Below are 17,460 nucleotides of genomic sequence, written 5' to 3'. Positions count from 1 at the left end.
AAACTACAAATTTTGAGAAGCAAAAACCGGTGTAGAAAATGCAAAACCCCTTCTGTAACCTTTTGGACACGATTAGGCTCGCAATTTTATTTTGGGGTTTGCAGATGCACCTTGCAGCTATTAAATTGAATGTCCGATTCATCTGGAGAGATCAGGTATTTTTATATCTTTGCCGTCCTTTTGAACTACGATACTCAGAGTTTGGTAAATTATACATTGGAAAGAATCAGCACAAATAGAGAGGTTGACCAGGTTTGGGATGCTTGCCTGAGAATTGTTCAGCAGCATATCCCGGAGCAGAGTTTTAGGACGTGGTTTGAACCCATACGTCCCTTAAAGCTCTATGGTAAAGTGCTTACGATCCAGGTTCCAAGTCAGTTCTTCTATGAATGGCTGGAAGACAATTATGTTAATTTGCTCAGAAAGGCGCTGGATTACGCAATAGGCCGCGACGGATTATTGGAATATTCCATTATTGTCGACACAGGCAACGAGAAGCACCAGCCGTTGACAATGAACGTGTCAACCCAGAAATCTCCAAATTATTCCAAACCGGATAATTTCGCCACAGACCCTCGCATGGGTGCCACGGTGAAGGAAAAAGACCAGGATTCACTCACGCTCGACACGTATCTGAACCCGAATTATTCATTCGAAAATTTTATCGAAGGCGATTGTAACAGGCTTGCGCGTTCAGCCGGGTTCGCGGTAGCGCAGCGTCCGGGCCTCACCTCGTTCAACCCGCTGATGATGTATGGTGGTGTGGGACTGGGTAAAACCCACCTGGTGCAGGCCATCGGAAATTATATCACCAATCATTACGAGAACAAACTGGTGCTTTACGTTTCTTCCGAGAAGTTTACCAACCAGTTTATCAACTCGATCCGGAACAATACCCTTCAGGATTTTACCGACTTTTATATGAAAGTGGACGTACTCGCGATCGACGACGTCCAGTTTTTATCGGGTAAGGAAAAGACCCAGGACACATTCTTCCATATTTTTAACCACCTGCACCAGCTCGGTAAGCAGATCATCATGACCAGTGACCGGCCGCCGCGTGAATTGCAGGGGTTGCAGGACCGTCTGCTATCCCGCTTCAAATGGGGCTTAACGGCCGATTTGCAGGCCCCGGACTTCGAAACACGGATCGCGATCATCCAGAAAAAAATTCAATCTGAGGGCATTTCGATCGATTATGATGTGATCGAATACATCGCGCATAGCGTCAATTCCAACGTCAGGGAGCTGGAAGGAGTGATCGTATCGCTGATGGCACAAGCTTCGCTGACCCGCCGGAATATCGATGTGGAGCTGGCCAAAAACACGCTCCGTAACATCGTAATGAACGAGGATAAGGAAGTGACTATCGATACCATTCAGGAAATTATCGCGGATTACTTTCAGGTGACCATTGCCGATCTGAAAAGTAAAAGCCGCAAGAAGGAAGTGGTTTATCCGCGTCAGCTAGCCATGTATCTTGCCAAGGAATACACCGACTTGCCGCTTAAATCTATCGGTTATCATTTCGGTGGCCGCGATCATAGTACAGTAATCCACTCGATCCAGAGCATCAACCTGCTGATGGACGAAACACCGGATGTGGAGGAGACCTTACAAAAACTTCGCAGTTACTTTAAGTAGCAATTGACGTATCAATGTTCGGGACGCAGAACCCCTGAACATCATGTCAACAAAACCCGTCTTTTTTTCCCGCTCGCAAATCTGCGATCAGGCTTGGGATAACCACATTACTCAAAGCCGGCAATGCGTGGTCTACGCCCTTAGCTGGTATCTGGATATCGTATGTGAGCAATGGGAAGCGCTCGTTTGGTATTCAGCTACCGGGTCCTTCATCGCTATGCCGCTTCCAATTAAAAGCAGATTTGGCAAACGCATTTTGTACCAACCTCTTTTCTGTCAGTATCTGGGTATTTTCTCCAATCAAGATTTGACGGCAGATCAGACCGTCGAGATCTTCCAAGCGCTCGCGAATCGTTACGATTACATTTCATCCTATTCATTTAATCCTGAAAACACCGCTAATCTGGACTGTAACCGGTGCTATGCGGGGGATTTTGTCTGGGAAACGCGCACCACGCACTGGCTCGATTTACAGATGGCTTATCCGAAGATTTTGAAGGGATATACAAATGATCGGAAAATCAATTTGCAACGTGGAGCGCCGACTGGCTGGGAGTTTGCCCACTCCAATGATTTTGGGCCGCTGATAGGGCTTTTTACGGAGAATCATGCCGCCGGTATCGGAAGGATTCACCGCAATGCTTTTCAGATTTTGTCAAGGCTGGGCAGATGTTGCGGCCAAAGGGGGATTGGAACGCTTACTTATGCTGCGAGTGGCGGACGCATTCACGCCGGTATTTGGCTGGTGCGCTACAACGGGCGGACAATATACTTATTTAATGCAGCCGACCAAACCGGAAGAAAAGGGAATGCGAGGGCGGTAATGTTGAATGCGTATTTTGAAGGAAACGCCGGTACGGATTTAATTTTTGACTTTGAAAGCCCTCAAAAAAAGTCGATAGCGAAGTATTATAAGGACTTTGGAGCAACAGCAGTGCCATTCCTTTGCATGCATCGCAACGTGTTGCCATTTGCTTTCCGGCAAATCCAACAGTTCCGTAAATGGCTGTTGATCAGAACCAGTTAATGTCTTTGCGCAGGCCTTTGTAGGATTTTAAATCCATTTCCAGCGAACCGATTTTCAGATCGACTTCCGCTTTCAAGGGAATTTTGTTGGAGTCGTCGGAAACCCAAAGTGCCATCGGCTCTTCTCCTTTGAAGAACTTGTTGGAAGGAATCTGCGGTGATAACCGGAGGACCTTGCTTCTTCCAAACTTAGTTTTGATCACATCCTTACCCACATATCGGACACGCAGCTTGTAAACTTCGCCGTCAAAGAAAGTAGGGACTTCAATGATCTCCCCTTCGCGAACCTTATCAAAGTTAATGGTCCTCAGGAAGAAATAACCGCTGATAATGTCGTGAATGTTGTTGGGGACATTGTAGGTTTTGCTTTCGTCCTTTACATTCGAGACGGCCTGGTCCTTGCTGTGATTGAAATACACGGTTTCTTCCTTGCGGTATTTGTTTTCCTGAATTTGCCGCTCGAACATATGCGGCAGGATCGCGCTCGTATCAATGTAGGACCGCCAGGTATCACGGACGCGCGAAATGAGATCGAAGGCACCTACGGTCCGGCCGATGACGTTGACGCGGTAGCAGGGCCGGTTATTGATCATGGAAACCGCCCTGCCGACCTCAACCTTTGCCTCGGCGGCATTAATGAAGCCATAATGCACGCGGTATTCGACACGCTCGCCGGTAATGAAGCTTTTGTTATGGATGACACGGTCCAGCTCGGCACTTTCATCGAACTGCCGAAAAGAAAACAGTAATGCAAATGTCGAAATGGCTAATAGTAATGCGTAAGATCGTTTCATGCTCAGTGTAAACGTTACAGGGAAGGGTATTTGCCCTTTAAATAGTTTAGGTATCTTTTTAAATCCCCTCCAAATTTTTGTTCAAATTCCTGCCTGAATGTATCCTGTCTGGACTTGTAGGTCAGGTAGCTGATAAAGTAAGCATTATTGGGAAGCTTTCCGTCGGGCCAGCGGTTTTTGTTTGTAAACGTACGCTTGCCGGAAAGAAGTGTATCCGTGTCGCTTATGATGTCAGTGATCAATTTGGTTTTTAACGAGTCTCTCTGCCGATTGGGTTTTGGTTGGTGGCCAAATGTATTATAAAGACTATCCAACCGGCCGGCACCCCTAAGCATATGCTGTGAATAGGCATCATTATACCTTTTAGCGTGCTCATAGATACGCATTTGCTCAGACTCCCGACCATATTTATAGGTCAAAAAACGGATCGCACCTTGATCCCCGACAAAACTGGCCAGGTTTTCGTTGAGTTCCAGGTTATTTTTCACAAAAAGTGTACCATGTGTAAGCTCGTGCAATATCAGGTTTGCAAGGCTGCCATCCCGGCGGCGAAGCATACCCGACAGAATCGGGTCTTTAAGGTAACCTAATGTCGACCAGGCGGAAACCTCTCCGATGTCGGTGTCTAGTCCCTTCTCGATCAACGATTTTTCTTCCAGAACCGCACGTGTCGAATCGAAATAGCCTTTGTAGGGAAAAGTACCCACGATCGGGAAATGCCATTGATGTGGTGCTACTTTATAGCGTTCCGAGGCAGTAATGAGCCAGATGAGCGGCCTGCCGTGTTGGTTATAAAACGTAGTGTAATTATCAGAGGGTGTCAGCCCGAGCGAGTCCACCCCAAACTTTTTGATCTCCTGAATGAGGCGTATCCGCGCTTTGAGGGAATCGGGAAACGCTTTGTCGCCCAACACATCTTCGACTTGCTCTACCTGCATAAGTATGCCAATTTGTCCTTTGGCCTGCAAAAAAGCGTAACTGATAACTTCCCATTGCCAGATGCCGAGTAGAAGCACCACTGCGAGCAGGGCAAGCAATATTTTTTTAATCACAATTTATTTATTTAAGCATGGGTGAACCGTAAGGTTGCACAGTCGGTAATGACAGCAAAATTAGGGAAATGATGGAGAATTAGTTGCTGACTTTCACAGCTTCGTCCCCGTTTGATAAATAAGCTTAACCACTGGAATATTGTCACATTTATTGCCCGGTCAGAAACGTTTGAAAATGCGAAAATTTCGGGAAAAATTAAGTTTTTAGGCCAAATCCGGGTTGTTGCTTTCGCGGAAATTAGCTATTTTTACAAAACTATAAAGACCCATTTACAAGCGGTTTTTGTTCTGCAAAAGCCGCTTTTTTATGTACCAACCAAATTACTGTTACCATTTTTATGGCACAAGCAACAACAGATAAAGACAACAAACTAAAAGCGTTGCAGACCACGCTCGAAAAGCTCGATAAGACTTACGGAAAAGGTACTGTAATGCGTCTGAGCGACACCAAAGTATTAGATATTCCTGTGATTTCTACTGGTTCATTGGGCCTTGACCTCGCTTTGGGCGTAGGCGGTGTTCCCCGCGGCCGGGTCGTGGAGATCTACGGACCTGAATCATCGGGTAAAACCACACTGTCGATGCACTGCATTGCCGAGGCGCAGAAAAAAGGCGGCCTGGCTGCTTTCATCGACGCCGAACATGCGTTTGACCGTAGCTATGCTGAAAAGTTGGGTATCGACACCAGTAACCTGCTTATCTCGCAACCCGACAGTGGCGAACAGGCACTCGAAATCGCCGAACACCTGATCAGCTCCGGAGCGGTGGATATCATCGTAATCGACTCGGTGGCGGCATTGGTGCCGCGCGCTGAGCTGGAAGGCGAAATGGGTGACAGCAAAATGGGCTTGCAGGCACGTCTGATGTCCCAGGCGCTGCGTAAGCTTACCGGGGTGATCAATAAAACAGGATGCTGCTGTATCTTCATCAACCAGCTTCGCGAGAAGATCGGTGTGATGTTCGGTAACCCTGAGACTACAACCGGTGGTAATGCATTGAAATACTACGCATCTGTGCGTTTGGATATCCGTCGTGTTGGTCAGATCAAAGAAAGTGCTGACGCGATCCTGGGTAACCGTACCCGCGTGAAAGTGGTGAAAAACAAAGTTGCACCACCTTTCAAAGTAGTGGAATTCGATATCATGTATGGTGAAGGTATTTCCAAAGTAGGGGAGATTATCGATTTGGCTGTGGAACTTGAGATCGTGAAAAAATCAGGTTCTTGGTTCAGCTACGACGGTAATCGCCTGGGACAGGGCCGCGATGCTGTGAAAGCGCTGATCAAAGACAATCCGGAACTGATGGAAGAGCTGGAAGGCAAAATCCGCGGTAAAGTCAACAACGATCCCGATTCATTGATCGATACCAGCGAAGCGAATGTATCAGACGAGGGTTCTCCCGAATAAGTCTTTCAAATGTAAGTCATAAAAAATGCCCTGTTTTTTAAGCAGGGCATTTTTGTTTGTTGATAGGGTGTTAAAAAGGCTTCCGATCATCATCGTCGTCCTCGTCAAAATCATAATCTTCGTCACCGGGGCCGGAGAACATGCTGCTGACCAGATCCTGGAATTTCATACCCTGGTCGAGGGATTGTTTGCCTACCAGCGAGAACTCAGCCATGCCGTGCAGGGCAAACTCCATCATAAAAAGCTTTTCCTCAGCATCGCCGTAGGCTGAAAGGATATCTACGAAGTCATCCAGCCCGTCGATTGTTCTCAGGCGGGCGGTGTATTCTCGGTCGGTCATGTCGGCGGGCATTTCCATCTCGTTGCCTGCGCCAAACCATTCCACCACTTTTGCGTAAGGATTGATCTTGCTTTTCTTACTCTTTTCCGGATCGGGGAAGAAGTTCAGGAATTGCGTGCGGATGGCCTTTCCGATCAGGTTTTGCGCCACGATCACCGGGCCTTCCACTTCTCCTTCATAAACGAGCTCAACCTTTCCGCAGATCGCAGAAACAACGCCGTAAAGGTCGGAAATGCGCACGTAGGTCGACGTTTCACCGTTGATTAACGCTCTTCTTTCCGCCGTGCTCAAAAGGCTTTCATATGCCGAGATCGTTAAGCGGGCCGAAACGCCGCTTTTACTGTCGACATATTCACTTTCACGGGCCTCAAAAGCGATCTGCTCAATGAGCGTCTTGGCCAGCTCGTTCACGCGCACCAAGCCTTGTTGCTCGGGTTTAACAACCGCTTCCTGCTCTGTAATGCGCTTGCCGGTTTCAATCGTTTTGGGATAGTGCGTTACGATCTGGCTTTCGATGCGGTCTTTCAAAGGCGTTACTATGCTTCCTCGATTGGTATAATCTTCCGGATTTGCCGTAAATACAAATTGAATGTCAAGTGGCAACCGCAGTTTGAAACCACGGATCTGAATATCGCCTTCCTGCAAGATATTGAACAAAGCGACCTGGATGCGCGCCTGCAAATCGGGCAATTCGTTGATCACAAAAATGCCGCGGTGGGAGCGGGGGATCAAGCCGAAATGGATCACACGCTCATCCGAATAAGGCAATTTCAATGTCGCTGCCTTGATCGGATCCACGTCGCCGATAAGGTCGGCAACGGATACGTCGGGCGTCGCCAGTTTTTCGGTGTAGCGATCCTGGCGGTGCAGCCATGCTATTTCAGCATTGTCTCCGTCTTCTTCGATGAGGTCCTTAGCATAGCGCGAAAGCGGTGCGAAAGGATCGTCGTGCAACTCCGAATTTTTGATATAAGGAATATACTCGTCGAGCAGGTTAACCATCATACGGGCGATCCGCGTTTTGGCCTGGCCGCGAAGACCCAGAAAGTTGATGTTATGCATCGAAAGAATGGCCCTTTCCACATCGGGAATGACGGTTTCCTCGTAACCCCATATCCCGGGGAATACATTTTCCTTGTTTCTGATTTTTTCAATCAGGTTATCTCTCAGCTCCTGCTTGATAGAACGCGACTGATAACCTGCTTTTTTTAGTTCTCCGAGCGTTCGGATACCCAGTAGTTCCTGGCTTGTAAGCTTTGAGTATGTCATGAATATAATGCTGGATTAACGCGCGTAAGCCACCGACCGCATTTCGCGGATCACAGTGATTTTAATCTGTCCGGGGTACTGCATTTCTTTTTCAATTTTTTGCGAGATGTCAAACGACAGTAGTCCCGCTTTTTCGTCGGAAACATTGTCGGCGTCGATGATCACGCGAAGCTCGCGCCCTGCCTGGATCGCGTAGCATTTTTCAACGCCATCAAAGGACAATGCCAGGTTTTCCAGGTCACGCAGACGCTGGATGTAGGATTCCATCATTTCGCGGCGTGCACCCGGGCGTGAACCTGAAATGGCGTCACAAACCTGGATGATCGGCGAGAGGATAGAAGTCATTTCGATCTCATCGTGGTGCGCTCCGATCGCGTTGCAGACTTCCGGATTTTCCTTGTATTTCTTGGCAAGCTCCATGCCCAGGATCGCGTGCGGCAGATCCGATTCTTCGGGCCACACTTTACCGATATCGTGGAGCAGACCAGCACGTTTAGCCAGTTTAGTGTTAAGGCCTAGTTCTGCGGCCATGGTAGCACACAATTTAGCCACTTCACGCGAGTGTTGAAGCAGGTTTTGTCCATACGACGAACGGAAACGCATCCGGCCGATCATTTTCACCAGTTCGGGGTGCAGGCCATGGATACCCATGTCAATGACTGTGCGCTCACCGATTTCGACGATCTCGTCTTCAATATTCTTGCGGGTTTTGGCAACCACTTCCTCGATACGGGCGGGGTGGATACGGCCATCCTGAACAAGACGGTGTAGTGAAAGACGCGCTATTTCCCTTCTTACCGGGTCAAAACCGGAGATAACGATCGCTTCCGGCGTATCATCTACAATAATTTCGACACCGGTTGCAGCTTCCAGCGCGCGGATGTTGCGCCCTTCGCGACCGATGATCTTACCTTTTATGTCGTCATTTTCAATATTGAACACCGACACGCAGTTTTCGATGGCATGTTCGGCCGCGGTGCGCTGGATCGTTTCGATGACGATCTTTTTGGCCTCCTTTGTTGCAGTAAGGCGCGCTTCTTCCATCGCACTTTTGATGTAGGAACCGGCGCGGGTTTCAGCTTCTGCTTTCAATGCGTCCACAAGCTGCTCGCGGGCTTGTTCGGCGGTAAGATTGGCTATTTTTTCAAGCTGGGTAACCTGTTGCTGCAACGATTTCTCGGCTTCCTCGCGGCGTTTGGTAGCCGTTTCCAGCTGCTGGCTCAGGTTGTTTTTGAGGCTATCGAGCTCGTTTTCCTTACGTTTGGTCTGCTCGATGCTCTGGTTGAGGCTTTGCTCGCGTTGTTTGAGTTTTTGCTCATTGCTTTGCAGAATGCCACGCTTTTTATTGGCGTCTTCTTCGAATTCCGATTTCAACCGGAGGTATTTTTCTTTTGCTTCCAGAATGCGGTCTTTCTTGATGTTTTCGGCTGCTACCTCTGCATTCCTGAGAATTTCCGCTGCACGTTCCTGGGCTTCTTTTTCCTTGGCGTCAAACGATCGCTGAAAGATGTACTTACCTGCAAAAATACCCACCCCTACGGCGATGATATCGGACAGGATGACGATGAAGAACAATGAATTTGACATTTCAATAATGGTTATATATAGTTGGTTTTACCGACTACACCGCGTTGAAATGCCGAAGTTGGAAGAAATTGAAAGTATATTTTTGCAGATACTGTAAAAATCAAAGGGTTAGGTATGGGTTTCAGCTCTCAATAGCGCTGGCGAGCGTTTCGTCCAGTTTTTCCACTCTGCTTTTAAAAGCCGCTACCAGGTCGTCCATTTCGTCCTGGTTCCGTTGTAGTGCCACCAGGCACTCGATAGAAGTCAATGCAATGGCCTCTATATCACCGTATACTTTCCCTTTTTCTTTATGCTTTTGCACACGTTGCATGAACACCTCATACCCATCCCGGTAAAATTTCTCCTGATCCGCCGGAACGCTCAGTTTGAAACCTCTGTCCAGCAGTTTTATAAAGACAGAAACGTCTGGATTGGGTATGCTATTTTTTTTCATAAGGTATCTTCAAGCAATTCGATGCACTTATCGATCTCCTGGATATATCTTTCAACTGATTCTTTCAGTTCGGCAATTGCGCCTGTTGGTGTCAGTTTACTAGTGACAAGTTTAGCGAAACTTTTAGACTTATTAAAGTCTTTTTCCAAAGAGGTGTATTTTTTCCTTATTTCTTTTGCTTCTTCCGTGAGCTTTGCGTTGGCGGCCCGCAGCTCCGCGTTTTCACGCTGAAGCTCTGAGATCGACCAATTTAATTTCTCTTTGTGGTTGATCAGAATTTCGAGCTTTTTCTCGACGTCGGATAATTTGTGTTCGATAATACGTTCAGTGGTCCTCTCCATTTTCCTCAACTGAAAATCCGACAATGAAAAAACTGTGGTTTACTTTCTGATCACCGCTTCAAATTCTTTCTCATAAGTGGCAATGAGGCGTTGCATTGACTTGTCGATCACTTTGTCGGTGAGCGTCTGCTGCTCGTCCTGCAAAATGAAGCTGATCGAATACGATTTTTTACCTTCCAGGTTGGCTCCTTCGTAGACGTCAAACACGTTCACCGCACGCAGCAGGCTGCGTTCAGTTTTGTAGGCCGCCTGGCGAAGCTCTTCGAAGGTTACATTTTTGTTGACCACCACCGAAAGGTCGCGGCGAACCTCGGGGAATTTGGGGACTTCTACATATTTAACGGCTGCGCTATATTGGCGAAGCAGATAATCCCAATCGAAGTCGGCGTAGTAAACCGGTGCTTTGATATCCAGTTTTTTAGCAACACCCGCTTGGAGCAGACCAAATGATACAACCGGCTTTTTATTGGCCAGCAGCGTAAGTCCGCTTTTGAAAATAGCGTTGTCAGCTTGCTGTTTCTGCACATCCTTGATTTTTACAGAGGCAAGAACCTGGTTGACAAAGGCGGCCAGATCATGGAAAACCACCTCACGCGATTTTTCAAACCAGCTTTCCTGCCGGATATTGCCGGTAATGAACACGGAAAGGCGCTCTTTCTCGACATATTTTCCGTCGATTTCATGATATGTTTTCCCAAATTCAAAAAGTTTCAAATCCTTCTGACGGCGGTTGCTGTTGTAAGCGATCACTTCAAGGCCTGAAAATACCAGCGTCTGGCGCATTACAGACAGGTCCTCGCTGAGATAATTCAGGATTTTAACCGGATTGCCCGCAAGACTTTCTCCGAATGCGGCCTGATATTCAGGTTTGGTCAATGAATTATTGATCATTTCATTAAAGCCATTGCCTACCAGCAATTCGGCAACACGCAGTTTTAGCTTTTCAGGATCATTAATGGGAAAATCGGAAAGATAATCTGAGCTCAATGCGTCCGAAAGCTCTACTTGTCCGAAACCGTAAATGCGAAGGATTTCCTCAATTACGTCGGCCTCGCGCTGTACGTCTACGCGGTATGGTGCCACGATCGCCGTAAAACCGGTTTCGGTTTGTTGGGTAACACGGATATCCAGGCTTTCAAGAATGCCTTTAATCAGGTCTTTTTCCAACGACTTGCCGATCAGCCGGTCGATGTTTTTGTATTTCATATCTACCTTGAAATCCTGGATCGGCTCAGGGTAAATGTCGATGATGTCGGATGAAATGCTTCCACCGGCGATTTGCTGAATAAGCAATGCGGCCCGTTTCAATGCAAAAAGGGGCATATTCGGGTCGGTACCACGCTCGAAACGGAACGATGAGTCGGTTTTCAGCGAGAAACGCTGCGCGGTCCTGCGTACCCACACGGGCGAGAAGTAGGCCGATTCCAGGAAAATGGAAGTCGTAGTCTCAGTAACCCCGGAAGTCAGTCCGCCAAAGACACCGGCGATGCACATAGGCTCGGGATTGCCACCGGTGCCCTCGCTGCAAATCATCAGGTCATTGGCAGAGATTTTGCGCTCCACACCGTCCAGGGTAACGAAAGGTGTGCCTTCCGCGATAGTTGTAACAATCACTTTTTTACCCGAAACCTTGTCCGCATCGAATGCGTGCATCGGCTGGCCAAGCTCGTGACAGATATAATTGGTGATATCGACGATGTTATTGATCGCGCGGATGCCGATCGTATGCAGGCGCTGTTTGAGCCATTCGGGTGATTCGGCCACCTTAATGCCCGAAATCGTCAGACCCGTGTAGCGCGGGCAAGCCTGGGTATTGCGTACCTCTACCGGGATGGGCAGGGTTTGGTTGTCTGTTTTAAAATCTTCAACGGAAGGCAGGGTGATCTCACGTTTCAAAACCGCTTTCAAATCGCGTGCTACGCCATAATGCGAAGCCGCATCCGCACGGTTGGGCGTAAGACCGATTTCAATCAGATAATCCGAAGAGATGCCGAAATACTCCGCGGCAGGGGTGCCATTGGGTAGCTCAGTATCAAGTACAAGAATGCCCTCATGCGAAGTGCCTACACCAAGCTCATCCTCCGCGCAGATCATCCCTTCGGAAAGGGCACCACGGATCTTTGATTTTTTCAAAACCAGCGGCTGGTCACTGCCGACCGGATATAATGTAGCGCCCACGGTCGCGACAATAACTTTCTGGCCCGCGGCCACATTGGATGCGCCGCAAACAATGGAAAGTGGTGCTACTGCGCCCACATCCACGGTGGTCAGGCTCAGGCGATCAGCCTCAGGGTGTTTTTCACATGTCAATACCTGACCGATTACCACGCCTTGCAAACCACCTTTTATCGATTCGATCTCTTCAATACCTTCGACTTCCAGCCCGGTAGCCGTCAATAAGCTGTCGATTTGCTCGGGTGTTTCAGTAATTTCAATTAAATCTTTAAGCCACTTATAAGAGATCTTCATGCGAATGCTTTATAACAATAAAATTTCTGGCACCGGGAATCGGAGAATCCAGCCTGTTTGCAAAATTAATGATTTAGTTTGAACGGCATTCGGGCATTATGTGCCGCGTGCCTTTTTTTATGATGCCGGTGCTACTGGTGTGTGGCCTCCTCGGTTACTTCGCCGGCGTGGATAGCGACCGTCAGCGTGTTTTCGGCAGGCGGCACCGGGCAGGCAAAGCTTTCCTGGTAAGCACAGTAGGGGTTATACGCCTTATTGAAATCGAGCACGATGGTATTATTTTTGATCTGATCCAGGGGGTAATCCAGGTAACGGCCTCCGCCGTAGGTCTGTTTACCACTGGTCGCATCGCGGAAAAGCACCGAAATCGTACCTTCATTCTTCAAAAGCAACAGTTTTTGCCCCTGGCCTTCCACGTTAAAATTGGCATAACCGTATTTTTCATATTTCTCGCTTGTGCCGTCAGTATATTTGACGATTACCTCCTTATCGTCTTGCATGTAAGGCGAAATATTGGCCTTAATGCGCAAACCCAGGTTGGGTTCGAAATAATGCAGGCCATGAAAGCTCTCCTTATCCTTAATGGGCGAATCCTGGCCGGATTTGAACTGCTCGTCTTTGGCGGCACGTTCTTGCAGGAGCTTTGCCTTATAAGCTGCCGGATTGGCCGCGATGGCATCGTCGGATGATGAGGCCGAACCGCTCATGTTTTCAATCATGAAGTAGGCAAGAATCGCAATCACCATTGCGATTGTGCTGTATCGGATCACTTTGTTTTTGAACATAAGAAGGAAAATAGGCTAATCGGACTGCAAACTTACACCCGATCGCCCGCTTTGAAAAAGTATAGAGGGTTTATTTACTTTTTTGGAATAATTTTGAAACTTCGCATCCATCCAGTTTGCGATGTTGATTGAAATATATCTAAATTGACCTGGGAAAAAACTTTAAACACAATACCTGCCCCATCGTATGTCATACACGAAACGAGTACTCATTGCCGAAGACAGTTCAGTAATTCAAAACCTGGCCAGGAAGATTCTTGAATTTCAGCATTATGAAATCACTTCCGTGAAAAACGGCGAGCAAGTGCTTCAACTGCTTGAAAAAGAGGATTTTGATATCGTCCTTCTGGACATCAATATGCCTGTGATGGATGGAATGGAATGTGCAAGAAGCATTCGCAAGTTGCCCGATGAGAAAAAGGCTAAAACACCGATTGTGGCCATCACGGGTAATGCCAAAAATTATTCAGATGAAGACTTTAAAGAAGCGGGTTTTGATGATGCGCTGATGAAGCCGTTGAATTTCGACCGGCTGGTTGAAGTAGTGGCGCATCTGACTGAATAAAGACCTGATGAGGATTACATTTCTTGGCACCGGCACATCGCAGGGAATACCGGTTATTGCCTGCGATTGTGTCGTTTGTCGTTCTAATGACCAGCATGACAAGCGTTTACGGACTTCCGTGTGGATTCAGGTACACGGGAAATCGTTTGTCATTGATACCGGCCCGGATTTCCGCCAGCAAATGCTGCGCGCGCAGGTGAAGGACCTTGACGCGGCCATTTTTACCCATCAACACAAAGACCACACCGCCGGCCTGGACGATATCCGTGCATTCAACCACCGGCAACAAATGGACATCCCGCTTTACGGAAGGCAGGAAGTTTTGAACCAGATCAAAACAGAATTTGCTTACGCGTTTGCCGAAAAACGATACCCCGGTGTCCCGCATTTTTCGCTTCACGCTATTAATAACGAGCCATTTGAGATAGAAGGCGTCAAAATCATTCCTATTGAAGTAATGCACCACAAGCTGCCAGTCTACGGCTACCGGATTGGCGATTTTACCTACATCACCGACGCGAATTACATCTCAGAACAGGAGCAAGAGAAAATAAAAGGCTCCCAGGTTCTTGTGCTTGATACCCTGCAAAAAGAGCCGCATCTTTCTCACTTCACCCTTTCACAAGCGCTCGATCTGATCGACAAGCTCAATGTGCCTCAGGCTTACCTGACGCATATCAGCCATAAACTGGGCTTGCATGCCTCGGTCGAGAGCGAATTACCTCCGCATGTGCATCTGGCCTACGACGGGCTGGTGCTGGATCTTTGATCAATAGGCGTCGCGTCTCCACTTCTACAAGCCAGCACAGCTTTACTTCCCCGATCTAAATGCCGATAGCTCCCCCAATTATAGGGGTATGAAAGGCCAACGACTTAGAATTGATTTGCAGATAAGCAATGAGTGACAATATTCACTCCTGTTCTGCCCTAACGATAGGTTAATCCTTAACGTGTAATCAATTCAATGAGTTATCAAACTGACAGGTATCATCGAAAACCATCTATCAGATGAAACTGAACCTGTATACCATCGGCCTGTTCCTGCTGGCAATCCTGACAATCACCTTTATTACCTGGTGGAGTTTGAAACCGGATGAGCGCTATTTTTACTTAAAACTGAATGGATTACGATTTCACAACGCTTCCGATTCCATTTCTATCGGCACTAATGCGCATGTCGTTTTTCCTTCGAAAAAATTAGGCGATCAGCTCATTGTTTTCTCCTGTAAGGACGGATATTTTCACTGGAAGTTGAGCCAGCCTTATTACCTGAAATTAAACAATCAGAACATCAACCGAGTTGAATTACAGGACAATGACATTATTCGGGCAGGTGACCAACAGGTGTCTTTCGACCAGATCCAAACCGTCCTGTCCCGATTTGAACAATCGTATTTTTTCGTCAGCGATTTACCGGAACTGACAAATACACCACGTTCAAAGTCGCTTTTCTACAAATCGGACGAGCGTATCTTTGTTATTTTACTTGACTCCGGCGTGTCGCTGCACCGAGGTGCCGAGGTATTCCGGACACAGGTAAGCGGGCGTATTCAGACCAATTCGCTGAAACTGGAATTGATCGATGTTTCCAGTAGTTCTTTTCTCAGCACCCGGCAACCGCTCCTAAATCATAGCAATATCAATGTTCCCACCATCCGGACGGAATGGGGATCTTCGCATACCCAACTGAAGTACGATCCTGTCTCGAAGTCAATAGATCTGCTTTACGCCCAGCCGTTGGTTATAGCAGCTAGCGACTCTCAGCTGAAACAAATCGCCGAACCCAACCGGTCGAGAATCGTCCCGCTTGCCCAGGAAAACGCACTGGCTGATTCCCGGACGCTTTATTTCGAGCGGTTCAGTCAGTTGTTTCCCGGAAACGTCGCATTATTTCTTAAAAATGGAAGTCGTTTCGACTCACTGATTTACGTCGGACGACAAGCCAACGGCAGTGTCGGGCTGCGATCCTTAGCCATGGGAAAAAATCAGGACATAGCTATCGTATCGCCTGTGAATTCGGCAGTTGAAGCGCATGGGCAGCTGATTGCAATGAATCCTGCTGCTCTGCGTCGCCCGTTCGTGTACCTGACAGTTTGCTTCCTGGGAATAGGAATTCTGGTTTTTATGCTCACCCGCGAAAGCGGCTCACGGTATGCCAACCACCTCTACCACTATTCAGCCAACACCGACTTTTCCTATTTTGCCTCACCCAACGGAGTAGACAGAGCTTTTTTCTATTTGCGTTTACCCGTTTTACTGCTCATCTATATCCTGATGTGTGGTAAGCTGATCATTTGTACAAAACTCTGCTTTACCCATCCCTACTTCCCTCATTTGTATCCGATCGGATGCCTGATGGCCCTGACGACGCCGGCTTTTATTGGTTATTTCTGGATAAAGAATTCCTGGTCGAACGCGCTTTTTGACGGGCGGAGTTCAATCGTCAGAATATTAGTTCTGAATCTGGGATTATTCATTTGCGTGGCTCTGATCAGCAGCCTCGTCTGGTTCGATCTGGGACGATGGTTTTACGAATCGTATTTTGCGGCCTATGATCTGCGGCCAGACCTGGCGACGTTGACCAGCTACGACGGGAAGCTCCGTTTTATTTTCACTCAGAAGCATTTTCGGATTCCCGTCGTCATCCTGCTAGCGCCACTATTGTTGATGATGATCGACCTCTGCATGTGGGCCGTTAACCGGAGTATGTTTTCAAAAAAGCCAGACGGACGCTGGCGCTTCTCTTACCAGTTTATCCTGCTCTTCGGCGGACTCGCGTTGATCAGCCTGGCCCTTCCCAGAGCCTATACGATGGTCTATGTCGCTTTGATTGGTTTCCTTTATTACGGGTTTTTCTTAGTTAACCGGCTCATATACAAAAGTGTTAAGCCAAAATTACACGAATCCCTTCTCGTCGCCCTGCTTTCGGTATTGTTTGTTGGACTACCTCTTTTCAGGTCAGATACCGGCTTTATGATCAATTATTGCCTGGTAATCCCCTTTGTGGTCAGTCAGGTAATTATCTTAACCTATTCACGAAAATTTGACAATGAGGGCGGCCGTTTTTTGCGTTATACTATTCCTCTGGTCCCCGTCATATGCCTTATAGGCCTTTACTGGCTGATCCAGGCGGTTTCTTCTCCTTCGCTCGAAACAACCCAGCGTTACAGTCGTCGGGTTCAGGCAGTTATACAGAAAGACCGGTTATTAGAAACGGGTGGCAAGCAATACCTGAGTGATTTACAGTTTCTCGAAATTGCGAATCTTCAGGCAGTTGAAAGCTTGGCTTCGCCCACGTTCAGGCTGGTCGAAGTAGAGAAGTCCTTTCACCGCATCATCTCTCAGGGGCTTTATCCTGTCATCATCAACGACCTGAATCCGCTCATCATCATGGAATACGCCGGCAAAGCAGGCCTGTTGGTTTTGGCCGGCGCGTGGTTGCTGCTGCTGCTGAACCGGTACCAGATATGGAGTGGTCGGTTTGAAATCCGATCGGGCAATGGACTGGACCAGGAAGAGCTGAATCTGGCGCAATTGGTCCGGTTCCTGCCGGCGCTCCTGATGCTGGGCAATTCCACCTGGCTTTTTTTATCCCTGTTCAATCTCTTATTTTTTACGGGCAGGGTGGTTAACGGATTCGCCGTAGACTCATTCATCGATTGGATGGACATCATCATCTTGGCCGGCTTTATGGGCTATGTCATTTTCAGACGGGATAAAAGGCCATCACCCTCGACTTACTAGTCAAT

Annotated in this window: 14 protein-coding genes; 6 read left to right on the top strand and 8 right to left on the bottom strand. The window is 47.8% G+C overall.

Annotation, left to right across the window (positions count from 1 at the left end; all coding sequences use genetic code 11):
- Positions 1 to 129 precede the first annotated feature (129 nt).
- Together dnaA and LZD49_RS10160 are read left to right on the top strand one after the other, a co-directional pair.
- Positions 130 to 1,644, top strand: coding sequence for a chromosomal replication initiator protein DnaA (gene dnaA / locus LZD49_RS10165; protein WP_234667246.1), 1,515 nt, complete (start codon positions 130 to 132; stop codon positions 1,642 to 1,644).
- 43 nt (positions 1,645 to 1,687) lie between these two features.
- On the top strand, positions 1,688 to 2,671 hold the full coding sequence (locus tag LZD49_RS10160; protein ID WP_234667245.1) for a hypothetical protein: 984 nt from the start codon (positions 1,688 to 1,690) through the stop codon (positions 2,669 to 2,671).
- On the opposite strand, the gene LZD49_RS10155 is transcribed toward LZD49_RS10160, so the two are convergent.
- Together LZD49_RS10155 and LZD49_RS10150 are read right to left on the bottom strand one after the other, a co-directional pair.
- Positions 2,658 to 3,464, bottom strand: a complete 807-nt coding sequence (locus LZD49_RS10155; protein WP_234667244.1) for a DUF3108 domain-containing protein — start codon at positions 3,462 to 3,464, stop codon at positions 2,658 to 2,660. The two genes, LZD49_RS10160 and LZD49_RS10155, sit on opposite strands and share 14 nt — an antisense overlap.
- Positions 3,465 to 3,478: 14 nt before the next feature.
- The gene (locus LZD49_RS10150) at positions 3,479 to 4,516 is read right to left on the bottom strand and encodes an aminopeptidase (RefSeq protein WP_234667243.1); all 1,038 of its coding nucleotides are present in this window, start codon (positions 4,514 to 4,516) and stop codon (positions 3,479 to 3,481) included.
- Between the two features lie 338 nt (positions 4,517 to 4,854).
- Between LZD49_RS10150 and recA the strand changes: the two genes are divergently transcribed.
- Positions 4,855 to 5,922: a recombinase RecA gene (gene recA, locus LZD49_RS10145; RefSeq protein WP_234667242.1), complete on the top strand. Its 1,068-nt coding sequence runs from the start codon at positions 4,855 to 4,857 to the stop codon at positions 5,920 to 5,922.
- A gap of 70 nt (positions 5,923 to 5,992) precedes the next feature.
- Here the strand turns inward: recA and LZD49_RS10140 are convergent, their stop codons facing one another.
- The 6 genes from LZD49_RS10140 to LZD49_RS10115 form a co-directional block, all read right to left on the bottom strand.
- Positions 5,993 to 7,531, bottom strand: coding sequence for a sigma 54-interacting transcriptional regulator (locus LZD49_RS10140; protein WP_234667241.1), 1,539 nt, complete (start codon positions 7,529 to 7,531; stop codon positions 5,993 to 5,995).
- Positions 7,532 to 7,546: 15 nt separating this feature from the next.
- Entirely contained in the window at positions 7,547 to 9,118 is a 1,572-nt protein-coding gene (gene rny / locus LZD49_RS10135; protein WP_234667240.1) for a ribonuclease Y, read from the bottom strand.
- Positions 9,119 to 9,239: 121 nt separating this feature from the next.
- Positions 9,240 to 9,551 carry a cell division protein ZapA gene (gene zapA / locus LZD49_RS10130; protein ID WP_234667239.1) on the bottom strand — a complete coding sequence of 104 codons (312 nt, stop codon included), beginning with the start codon at positions 9,549 to 9,551 and terminating at the stop codon, positions 9,240 to 9,242.
- A complete protein-coding gene (locus tag LZD49_RS10125) occupies positions 9,548 to 9,916 on the bottom strand; it encodes a hypothetical protein (RefSeq protein WP_234667238.1) in 369 nt (122 codons plus the stop codon). The genes zapA and LZD49_RS10125 overlap by 4 nt, the downstream gene beginning before the upstream one ends.
- Positions 9,917 to 9,931: 15 nt before the next feature.
- A complete protein-coding gene (pheT, locus tag LZD49_RS10120; RefSeq protein ID WP_234667237.1) occupies positions 9,932 to 12,361 on the bottom strand; it encodes a phenylalanine--tRNA ligase subunit beta in 2,430 nt (809 codons plus the stop codon).
- Positions 12,362 to 12,492: 131 nt separating this feature from the next.
- On the bottom strand, positions 12,493 to 13,146 hold the full coding sequence (locus LZD49_RS10115; RefSeq protein ID WP_234667236.1) for a DUF1684 domain-containing protein: 654 nt from the start codon (positions 13,144 to 13,146) through the stop codon (positions 12,493 to 12,495).
- 187 nt (positions 13,147 to 13,333) lie between these two features.
- Here LZD49_RS10115 and LZD49_RS10110 point away from each other — a divergent pair, with 187 nt between their 5' ends.
- The 3 genes from LZD49_RS10110 to LZD49_RS10100 all read left to right on the top strand — a co-directional run bounded on the left by LZD49_RS10110 (position 13,334) and on the right by LZD49_RS10100 (position 17,455).
- Positions 13,334 to 13,711 carry a response regulator gene (locus tag LZD49_RS10110; RefSeq protein ID WP_234667235.1) on the top strand — a complete coding sequence of 126 codons (378 nt, stop codon included), beginning with the start codon at positions 13,334 to 13,336 and terminating at the stop codon, positions 13,709 to 13,711.
- Between the two features lie 7 nt (positions 13,712 to 13,718).
- On the top strand, positions 13,719 to 14,480 hold the full coding sequence (locus LZD49_RS10105; RefSeq protein ID WP_234667234.1) for an MBL fold metallo-hydrolase: 762 nt from the start codon (positions 13,719 to 13,721) through the stop codon (positions 14,478 to 14,480).
- Positions 14,481 to 14,719: 239 nt separating this feature from the next.
- Positions 14,720 to 17,455, top strand: coding sequence for a hypothetical protein (locus LZD49_RS10100; protein WP_234667233.1), 2,736 nt, complete (start codon positions 14,720 to 14,722; stop codon positions 17,453 to 17,455).
- Positions 17,456 to 17,460: the final 5 nt, after the last annotated feature.

This window comes from Dyadobacter sp. CY261 (assembly GCF_021440085.1).
In the GTDB taxonomy this organism is placed as follows: Bacteria; Bacteroidota; Bacteroidia; order Cytophagales; family Spirosomataceae; genus Dyadobacter.
The sequence above is the reverse complement of the archived record's forward strand: the minus strand, read 5'-3'. Positions and strand labels throughout refer to the sequence as shown.